The sequence below is a fragment of the Rhizobium sp. A22-96 genome (assembly GCF_053521805.1).
The window spans coordinates 125174-133504 of sequence record NZ_JBNWDQ010000009.1; the positions used below are offsets into that span (position 1 = coordinate 125174).

General features: G+C 61.0%; 6 protein-coding genes and 1 pseudogene. All 7 read left to right on the forward strand.

The annotated features are described in order from the left end of the window. Nucleotides 1-587 precede the first annotated feature (587 nt). Complete coding sequence (locus ACQZ6F_RS31745; protein WP_449095982.1) at nucleotides 588-1637, forward strand: LacI family DNA-binding transcriptional regulator; 1050 nt, start codon at nucleotides 588-590, stop codon at nucleotides 1635-1637. Next, nucleotides 1634-2635, forward strand: a complete 1002-nt coding sequence (locus ACQZ6F_RS31750; protein ID WP_449095983.1) for a Gfo/Idh/MocA family protein — start codon at nucleotides 1634-1636, stop codon at nucleotides 2633-2635. Before ACQZ6F_RS31745 ends, ACQZ6F_RS31750 begins: the two co-directional genes overlap by 4 nt. Before the next feature lie 6 nt (nucleotides 2636-2641). Further along, nucleotides 2642-4255 carry an acyl CoA:acetate/3-ketoacid CoA transferase gene (locus tag ACQZ6F_RS31755; RefSeq protein ID WP_449095984.1) on the forward strand — a complete coding sequence of 538 codons (1614 nt, stop codon included), beginning with the start codon at nucleotides 2642-2644 and terminating at the stop codon, nucleotides 4253-4255. Beyond that, entirely contained in the window at nucleotides 4248-5027 is a 780-nt protein-coding gene (locus tag ACQZ6F_RS31760; protein ID WP_449095985.1) for an enoyl-CoA hydratase/isomerase family protein, read from the forward strand. The genes ACQZ6F_RS31755 and ACQZ6F_RS31760 overlap by 8 nt, the downstream gene beginning before the upstream one ends. Further along, a complete protein-coding gene (locus ACQZ6F_RS31765; protein WP_449095986.1) occupies nucleotides 5027-6547 on the forward strand; it encodes an aldehyde dehydrogenase family protein in 1521 nt (506 codons plus the stop codon). The genes ACQZ6F_RS31760 and ACQZ6F_RS31765 overlap by 1 nt, the downstream gene beginning before the upstream one ends. Before the next feature lie 98 nt (nucleotides 6548-6645). Then, nucleotides 6646-7896 carry an ABC transporter substrate-binding protein gene (locus tag ACQZ6F_RS31770; protein ID WP_449096349.1) on the forward strand — a complete coding sequence of 417 codons (1251 nt, stop codon included), beginning with the start codon at nucleotides 6646-6648 and terminating at the stop codon, nucleotides 7894-7896. 82 nt (nucleotides 7897-7978) lie between these two features. Continuing rightward, nucleotides 7979-8331 (forward strand): annotated as a pseudogene (locus ACQZ6F_RS31775) (sugar ABC transporter permease); the annotation flags it as partial.

An 8331-nucleotide genomic window follows, 5' to 3' on the forward strand; every position in this document is an offset into this window, starting at 1 on the left:
CTCTTGGCGGCCCATTCCCGGTTTGCCGACCATTGCCCGCCAAAGGATAGACCATGATTCTGTTAGGCCGTCCAGAGAATAAGGGTTAACGGCCGATTAAAGCGACCGAACATGAAATCCCGTAAATCAAGCCTAACATACGAGATTTCCTTGCTTTTCTCGTGAAAGCCAAACGGCCGCCGGTTGCACTTACCCACACCTTTGACTGTGCACCAGCGCTGCAACCGACGGGTTGAAGCGCTTTCCGAACATCCCATCGGGAGAATCACATCGCGTATTTCTGCGACCCGAAGGCACACACTTCAGAGACAGCAGCACGCAACCCGCGATGCCCCAGCATAAGATCGCATTGGATATGACGACCATTTGGATCGTTCTAATTTCACGTCAATAATCAACCCTCCCATTCAACTCACAGCTAAAAATGCCTCGACGGATTCAAAATTAATCCATTAAATACAACGATTTTCCATCGAGAAGATCAGCAATCCATCGAGTGAAGCCAAATATCCTCTCAAAATTCGAGCTTGACATATTTGGAACGTTCCAATTTATTGCATGCAAGTAACGAGGCCAGGGAGGATATCATGACGAAAGGGCGGGTTACCGTCGTCGATATCGCGAAAGCGGCCGGCGTTTCGAAGTCGACAGTTTCGCTCGTCCTTCAAGGGTCATCACTGGTAAACGAGGCAACCCGGGCCAAGGTCAATGTGGTCATGCGGGAGCTGGGCTACGTCTACAATCGTGGCGCGGCCAACCTCAGGCAGTCCGGCTCCAAGTCGAAGATCATCGGCGTTGTCGTCAATGATCTCACAAACAGCTTCTTTGCCGAGCTTGCGGTTGGCGTCGACATGGTCGTGCAGTCGGCGGGCTTCGTCCAGTTTCTATCAAACACAAGCGAAAGTCTCGATCGGCAGCAGGAAGTTATCGCATCCATGCGCGAGCACGGAATCTCGGGGCTCATCCTGTCACCCGCCCGCGCAACCGAAGCCGCCGACCTAAAGCCGCTGGTGGCTTCAGGCATTCCGGTGGTCGTGGCCGTGCGCAATGTGCAGGGCGCAAAGGTTTCATCGATCGTGTCGGACAATCGCGAGGGCATATTCGCCGGCGTGCAGCATCTCGCATCTCTCGGGCACCGCCGCATCGCCTTCCTTGGCGGCTTTGGCGACACCGCGGTTTTCGATGAGCGCCTCGACGGATATCGTGCTGCGATTGCCGCCTGCCATCTGGAACACGATGAAAGCCTTATCATCCCCTCGGCGCCCTCAAGGGCAGGGGGAGCTGAAGCGATCGCCCGAGCCCTGGCAATCGAGGTGAAGCCGACCGCAGCTGTCTGTTTCAACGACGCGGTGGCGTTTGGGGTATGCGATGGACTTCGAGCCAACCGGCTCGAGCCGGGGCGCGACTTTGCCGTAGTCGGTTTCGACGACGTCATCGAGGCAAAAACTGCTGTCCCGGCTTTGACGACGATTTCGGTGGATCCGCAGGGGATGGGTCGCAGGGCCGCGCAGCTGCTTTTGAAGCAAATCAATGCAGGCAAGGTAGAGGCCGAGGCGATTGTTTCGTCCGTCCGCCTCGTCGTGCGTGAGAGCTGTGGGGCCGGCAGCGGCGACACGATCGGGAGGAAGCAGGCATGACGGTAGGTTGGGGGTTGATCGGCGCCAGCACCATCGCGCGCGAATGGGTCATCGATGCCATTCGGGCCACCGGTGGAGAGGTTGTCTCGGTGATGAGTTCGAATGCCGAACGGGCACAAGCCTATGCAGCGGCAAACCGCATTGCCAACTACACGACAGACATCGCCGCGCTTCTGGCCGATCCGAAAATCGATGCCGTCTATATATCAACGACCAACGAACTGCATCGCAATCAGGCCGTTGCCGCCGCGCGTGCTGGCAAGCACATTCTCTGCGAGAAGCCGCTGGCACTGTCGCTCGAAGATGCGCATGCGATGGCCAGGGCCGCATCCTCGGCCGGCATTGTCTTGGCAACCAACCATCATCTCCGCAATGCCACAACGCATACCGCCATGCGCGATGCCATCGCCTCCGGAAAGATAGGCCGCCCGCTCGCGGCGCGTGTCTTTCATGCCGGCTATTTGCCTGTCCATTTGCAGGGCTGGCGCCTCGACAAGCCGGCAGCCGGCGGCGGGGCAATCCTCGACCTGACAGTGCATGACGTCGATACGCTCCGTTACGTCCTTAGCCGCAATCCGGTCGAGGTCGTCGCCTTCTCGCAATCGGCAGGAATGGGCAGCGAGGGGATTGAAGACGGCGTCATGGGCACCATCCGCTTCGAGGGCGGTATCGTCGCCCAGTTCCATGATGGCTTCACCACGAAATTCGCGGAAACCGGCCTCGAAGTGCACGGGACGGACGGTTCGCTCGTCGGTCGCAATGTCATGACACAGCGCCCGGTTGGAACCGTCGTGCTGCGCGATGCCGATGGTGAACGGGAACTGCCGCTTGAGGCAGGCAACCTCTACGAGGGCGGCCTGCGCGCGTTCCATTCCGCTTTGCGGGGTGGAGCGCCATCGACCTCTGCCGAAGACGGAATCTGGTCGCTCGCGACAGCCCTGGCAGTCGCGAAAGCGGCAGAGACCGGCTCGGCCGTCAAAGTTGAAACAGGACTTTAGTTGAACATGAGCAAGCACATCACCCCGGCGGAAGCCGCAGCTCTCATCCCGGATGGCGCCGTCGTTTCAGTGTCGTCGTCAAGCGGTCTCGGCTGCCCCGATCTGATGCTGAAGGCAATCGGTGAGCGTTTCGAGGCGACCGGTCATCCGCGCGAGATCACGACGCTTCATCCGATTGCGGCCGGAGACATGAGCGGCATCAAGGGGGTCGACCATATTGCAAAGAAGGGCCTGCTGAAGCGCATCATCGGTGGCTCCTATCCGTCCGGTCCGTCCAGCGCCGAGCCGCCGCTCATATGGCAGATGATCACTAACAACGAGATCCCGGCCTATAATATTCCCTCGGGCATCATGTTCGACATTCATCGCGAGGCAGCAGCAAAACGGCCGGGCGTTCTAACGAAAGTCGGCATCGATACCTTCGTCGATCCCGAACGGCAGGGATGCGCCATGAACGATCTCGGCGCCAAGGAGCCCGTCGTCAAACACGTCTCCTTTGAAGGCGATGACTGGCTCTTCTTCCCCTCCATCATCCCGAATGTGACGATCGTGCGCGCGACGACGGCGGACGAGCGCGGCAACCTCACCTATGAACATGAAGGCGCCTATCTCGGCGGCCTCGACCAAGCGCTCGCCGCTCGCAACAATGGCGGCATCGTCATTGCGCAGGTCAAGCGGATCACCAAGGAAGGCTCGCTGAAGCCACACGATGTCCGCGTGCCGGGCATGCTTGTGGACTATGTGATCGTCGACCCCGATCAGAAGCAGACGACGCAGACGCTCTACGATCCCGCCATTTCGGGCGAAATCTTCCGGCCCCTCGACAGCTTCCGGGTTCCGGAATTCAACATACAGAAGGTCATCGCGCGCCGCGTGGCGCAGGAGCTGCAGGGTGGCAGTTGCGTCAATCTCGGCTTCGGCATTTCCGCGAACGTGCCGCGCATCCTTCTCGAAGAGGGGCTTCACGGGGCAGTCACCTGGGTGATCGAGCAGGGAGCGGTCGGCGGCGTCCCGCTGCTCGACTTCGCCTTCGGCTGCGCCTCGAATGCCGATGCCTATATGCCATCGCCCTATCAGTTCACCTATTTTCAGGGTGCAGGCTTCGATGCTTCGCTGCTCTCCTTCCTCGAGATCGGCAGGGATGGGTCGGTGAACGTCTCGAAGCTCTCCTTCCGACCGCATGTCACCGCTGGCGCCGGTGGCTTCGTCGACATCACGGCGCGGGCAAGAAAGATCGTCTTCTCCGGCATGTTCAATGCCGGCGCAAAACTCTCGATCGCCGATGGCAGGCTGGTGATCGAGAAGGAAGGCAAGCTGAAGAAGCTCGTCAACGACGTCGAGCACGTCACCTTCTCGGGTAAACGCGCGATCGAACAGAGGCAGGATATCACCTACGTCACCGAACGATGCGTGATGAAGCTGACGCCGAGAGGCATCGTTCTAACAGAGATTGCGCCAGGCGTCGACCTGCAGACCGATATTCTCGACCAGTCCGAATTCCCGCTCATCGTTGCAGACGATCTCAAGATCATGGATGCGGGGCTCTTCGGCGAGGCCAAGATCAACCTGTCCTTGCCGCAGAAAAGCATTCGCACGCTGGAGGGCACCTTCCATGGCTAGCGGCACGGTAAAGATCGACATCGAAGGGCACGTCGCCATCATGACGGTCTGCCGCCCTGAGAAGCTCAATGCGCTTGATCTGGATATGCTGAAGGCGCTCGCCGATGCGGCTGACGAGGTCGAGGCGACCGCACAGGTGCGCGTGGCGATCCTCACCGGCGAAGGCAAAGGCTTTTCGGCAGGCGGCGATATCAAGGCCTGGGGCGGCATGCGGCCGGAAGAATTCGGTCACGCCTGGGTAAGGCACGGGCACCGCATCTTCGAACGGATTGCCACGCTCCGCGTCCCCATGATTGCCGCCTTGAATGGCCATGCGCTCGGCGGCGGCCTGGAGCTTGCCGGTGTCGCCGATATCCGCATCGCCGAAGAGCAGATCAAGATCGGGCTTCCGGAAACTGGTCTCGGCATGGTGCCGGGCTGGTCGGGCACACAGCGCCTGGTCAAGCGCTTCGGTGCACAGGTTGTGCGGCGCATGGCGCTTGGTGGCGAGATTTTCACTGCCGAGGAGGCAAGATCGCTCGGCATCGTCGATGCGGTGACGACAACCGGCAACGCGGTGGCCGCGGCCAGAGACTATGCGGCCCGCATCGCGTCGCGGGGTCCGGCCGCTCTCGAAGTCGTCAAGTTGATGATCGCCTCCGCAAGCGGCGAGGACAACGGCACCGCCGTTGAGGCACTTGGTTCGATCCTCGTCGCGAAGACCGGCGATCTCAAAGAGGGCGTCGCTTCATTCAGCGAAAAGCGCCCGGCACAGTTCAAAGGAGAATGGTAATGACGGTTCTGATCGCGCCCAAGGCTCTCGGCGACCACAAGGTTCGCGACTTCAACATGCTGATCGACGGCAAGTGGGAGGCAGGTGCAGCCAACCCGATCGAGCGCATTGCTCCCAGCCACGGCGTGGTTGTCAGCCGCTATCCCACAGGGTCGAAGGCGGATGCCGAACGTGCCATTTCGGCCGCCCGCAAGGCATTCGACAACGGCCCCTGGCCGAGGATGACGGCGTCCGAGCGCTCGGCAGTCCTGCTGAGAGCAGCAGACCTGATCGCCGCTCGCTCCGAAGAACTTGCCTATCTCGACGCCATCGAAGCCGGCAAGCCGATCAGCCAGGTGCGTGGCGAGATCGCCGGTTCCGTCGACATCTGGCGCTATGCTGCCGCTCTTGCCCGAGACCTGCACGGCGAGAGCTACAACACGCTTGGCGATGGCACGCTCGGTGTGGTCCTGCGCGAGGCCATCGGCGTCGTCTCGATCATCACGCCCTGGAACTTTCCATTCCTGATCGTCGGCCAGAAGCTTCCCTTCGCGCTGGCGGCAGGCTGCACGACGGTCGTAAAACCCTCCGAGCTGACGTCAGGCTCGACACTGGTGCTTGGCGAAATCCTGCAGGAAGCAGGCGTTCCCGATGGCGTGGTGAATATCATCACCGGGACGGGGCCGGAAGTCGGCGCCATCATGACGTCACATCCGGATGTCGACATGGTGTCGTTTACCGGTTCGACCGGCGTCGGCAAGCTCACGATGACCAATGCAGCGCAGACGCTGAAAAAGGTCTCGCTGGAACTCGGCGGCAAGAACCCGCAGATCGTCTTTCCGGATGCCGATCTCGACGCCTTCATCGATGCCGCCGTCTTCGGCGCCTATTTCAATGCCGGCGAATGCTGCAATGCCGGCTCACGCCTGATCCTGCATAAGAGCATTGCATCGGATGTCGTCAAACGCGTCGCGGAGCTGGCAAAGGGCGTTAAGGTTGGCGATCCGCTGGACCCGACAACCCAGGTCGGCGCGATCATCACGCCGCAGCACCTCGAAAAGATCGCCGGCTATCTTGCCGGCGCCAGGGATAGCGGCGCAAGGGTCGCCCACGGCGGCGAAACGCTCGATTTCGGAATGGGCCAGTTCATGGCCCCGACGATCCTCGATGCCGTGACCCCGGGGATGGCCGTGGCGCGCGAGGAGGTTTTCGGGCCAGTGCTGTCAGTCCTGACATTCGAGACCACGGCCGAGGCGATCGAGATCGCGAATTCGATCGACTACGGGCTTTCGGCCGGCGTCTGGAGCCGCGACTTCGATACCTGCCTGACGATCGGCAGGAAGGTCAGGGCCGGAACGGTGTGGATGAACACCTTCATGGATGGCGCCTCCGAGCTTCCGTTTGGCGGCTACAAGCAATCGGGCCTCGGCCGCGAACTCGGCCGCCACGCGGTCGAAGACTATACCGAGACCAAGACGCTCAACATGCATATCGGCGGCAGGACCAATTGGTGGATGCCGCGAAAAGACAGCCTGGCCTAGCCGGCAAAACACTACGCCTGAGGAGGGCGGGGAGTGGGTGCGGGAAATAGATCCCGCATCTGAAGCTTAAATTTGGGAGGAAGATCATGCGTAGACTGATGACGACGAGTGCTCTGGTAGCGCTGGCGGTTGCTGGTGCAGCGGTTGGAGCGCGTGCGGCGGATGTGAAGGAAGTGCAGATGCTGCACTGGTGGACGTCGGGCGGCGAGGCTGCGGCGCTGAACGTGCTGAAGCAGGACCTGTCCAAGGAAGGCTATGCCTGGAAGGACGTTCCGGTGGCCGGCGGTGGCGGCGATGCGGCCATGACGGCGCTGAAGGCGATGGTTGCCGCCGGCAATTATCCGACCGCCTCGCAGATGCTCGGCTATACCGTGCTCGATTATGCCCAGGAAGGCGTGATGGGCGACCTGACCGAGACCGCCAAGAAGGAAGGCTGGGACAAGTCGGTGCCGAAGGCGCTGCAGAAGTTCGCCGTCTACAAGGGCAAGTGGGTTGCAGCCCCGGTCAACGTCCACTCCGTCAACTGGCTGTGGATCAACAAGGCCGTCATGGACAAGATCGGCGGCACCCAGCCCAAGACCTTCGACGACCTGATCGCGCTGCTCGACAAGGCCAAGGCTGCCGGCGTCGTGCCGCTGGCGCTTGGCGGTCAGGACTGGCAGGAAGCGACGATGTTCGATTCGATCGTGCTGTCGACCGGCGGTCCGGAATTCTACAAGAAGGCCTTCAACGACCTCGACGAGGCCTCGCTGAAGTCCGACACGATGAAGAAGTCCTTCGATAACCTGGCCAAGATCACCAAGTATGTCGACCCGAACTTCTCGGGCCGCGACTGGAACCTTGCCACCGCCATGGTCATCAAGGGTGATGCCCTCGTGCAGGTCATGGGCGACTGGGCCAAGGGCGAATTCGTCGCCGCCAAGAAGACCCCGAACACCGACTATCTGTGCTACCGCTTCCCCGGCACCGAAGGCAGCGTGATCTACAACTCCGACATGTTCGGCATGTTCAACGTTCCCGCCGACCGCAAGGCCGCCCAGGTGGCGCTGGCAACCGCGACGCTGTCGAAGAGCTTCCAGTCGGCCTTCAACGTCGTCAAGGGTTCGGTTCCCTCGCGCACCGACGTGCCGGACACTGCCTTTGACGCCTGCGGCAAGAAGGGCATTGCCGACCTGAAGCACGCCAATGAAGGCGGCACGCTGTTCGGCTCGCTCGCCCAGGGTTATGGCGCACCTCCGGCAATCGCCAACGCCTATAAGGACGTGGTCTCCAAGTTCGTCCACGGCCAGATCAAGACCTCCGACGAAGCTGTCACCCAGCTCGTCCAGGCGATCGACGACGCACGCTGATATCGGATCTTGAGAACGGCTTCCCCGCCTGAGCGGGGAAGCCTCTGACGGCAGGCCATACCTCGGGGAGGAGATGAACCTCATGAGTTCAATTGCAACAAGGGAACCGGTGTCGGCGCGGCCGGCGGTTTCATTCCGCGCGCGCCTGCAGGACGCGCTGCCCAGGATCGTGCTTGCGCCAAGCTTCGCCATCACGCTGGTCTTCGTCTACGGCTTCATTCTGTGGACCGTCTACCTGTCCTTCACCAATTCCAAGACCTTCCCCTCCTATGACCTGACCGGCGCACGCGCCTATCAGCGCCTCTGGCGCTGGACCTTCGAGAACGATCCGCCATCCTCCTGGTACACCTCGATCGTCAACATGGGGATCTTCGGCTTCCTCTATATCTTCATCTGCCTGGCGCTCGGCCTGCTGCTGGCGATCCTGCTCGACCA

Bases quoted from the DNA above. Each gene is read 5' to 3' on its own strand.
- ACQZ6F_RS31745 (WP_449095982.1), top strand. From the start codon at position 588: ATGACGAAAGGGCGGGTTACCGTCGTCGATATCGCGAAAGCGGCCGGC.
- ACQZ6F_RS31750 (WP_449095983.1), top strand. From the start codon at position 1,634: ATGACGGTAGGTTGGGGGTTGATCGGCGCCAGCACCATCGCGCGCGAA.
- ACQZ6F_RS31755 (WP_449095984.1), top strand. From the start codon at position 2,642: ATGAGCAAGCACATCACCCCGGCGGAAGCCGCAGCTCTCATCCCGGAT.
- ACQZ6F_RS31760 (WP_449095985.1), top strand. From the start codon at position 4,248: ATGGCTAGCGGCACGGTAAAGATCGACATCGAAGGGCACGTCGCCATC.
- ACQZ6F_RS31765 (WP_449095986.1), top strand. From the start codon at position 5,027: ATGACGGTTCTGATCGCGCCCAAGGCTCTCGGCGACCACAAGGTTCGC.
- ACQZ6F_RS31770 (WP_449096349.1), top strand. From the start codon at position 6,646: ATGACGACGAGTGCTCTGGTAGCGCTGGCGGTTGCTGGTGCAGCGGTT.